General features: G+C 40.5%; 1 protein-coding gene. It reads left to right on the top strand.

Features of this window, described 5'->3' with window-relative positions:
- A partial coding sequence (locus AB5217_RS24870; RefSeq protein WP_368117402.1) for a DDE-type integrase/transposase/recombinase occupies positions 1-875 on the top strand: 875 nt, incomplete at its 5' end.
- Between the last annotated feature and the right edge of the window lie 318 nt (positions 876-1,193).

Below are 1,193 nucleotides of genomic sequence, written 5' to 3'. Positions count from 1 at the left end.
AATATGGAGTGAGCCGAGCAAGCAGAAAATACAATAAATCACGTTCATATATATATTTCTGGCTGAAACGCTGGGACGGAAGTGTGGAGTCCCTCGCAGTTAAATCACGCCGACCGCATCATCATCCCAACGAGCATACCAAGGAAGAAATAGATCTTATTAAAAGGTATCACAAACGAAACCCAACGCTTGAGCTTCCCGAACTATGGCATCGTCTCAGAAAACAAGGGTATACACGCTGTCTTGAAAGTCTTTACAGGGTTATGAAAAAACTAGGAATGCTTCCGAAAAAGCCGAAGAAAGCGACGTATAAACCAAAGCCATACGAGCAGATGACATACCCCGGAGAGCGTATTCAGGTGGACGTAAAGGTAGTTCCGAGAAAGTGTATAGCTGACCCAGAGATGAAGCTGTACCAATACACGGCGATCGATGAGTATACCAGGATAAGATTTTTATACGGATATGAGGAGCAAAGCACCTATTCTTCAGCAGACTTTGTAAAAAGGCTGGTGAAATGGTACAAACGCAGAGGAATAACGGTGAAATGTATTCAGACCGACAATGGATTTGAATTTACTAACCGCTTTTCGCCAAGCAAAAGAGACAAGAAAACGCTGTTTGAGAATACGCTCTCACAACTTGGCATTGAACACAAACTCATTCGTCCATATACGCCCAGGCACAATGGCAAAGTAGAGCGCAGTCACCGAGAAGATCACAACAAATTCTATTCGTGCCATAGGTTTTATTCCTGCGACGACTTAAACGTGCAGCTAGCTGCACGTTTAAGTCGAACAAACAACCGTCCTATGCGTCCCCTCAAATGGTTTTCGCCTATCGAATTTCTTAATAATAGTGTCCAATATGATTGACAAACCTACAAATTTGTACAAATTATCATGATGAATTTTGTAGGTGCTAGCCTAAAAAGTGCGAAAAATGGCGCTTTTTTGTTGCTTTTCATAGAGCACATAAATCATATTATATTGATATGAACAATATGAAAAATATAGTGAAAAAAATATTGCCGGCAAGCCATGGGCTATTGAAAAATCCTGATGGATATGTTATAATAATATTTATGAGTATTTTTTAAGAGGGTTTTATTATGCAGGGTTGTAAAAAGGTTGTTTCCATTCAGGATATATCGGGTCTTGGCCGGTGTTCGCTAACAGTTGTGATACCTGTGC

Source organism: Bacteroides sp. MSSM.1001136sp1_RTP21357st2_D2_RTP21359_211015 (assembly GCF_040913205.1).
Classification (GTDB): Bacteria; Bacteroidota; Bacteroidia; order Bacteroidales; family Bacteroidaceae; genus Bacteroides; species Bacteroides ovatus.
The sequence above is the reverse complement of the archived record's forward strand: the minus strand, read 5'-3'. Positions and strand labels throughout refer to the sequence as shown.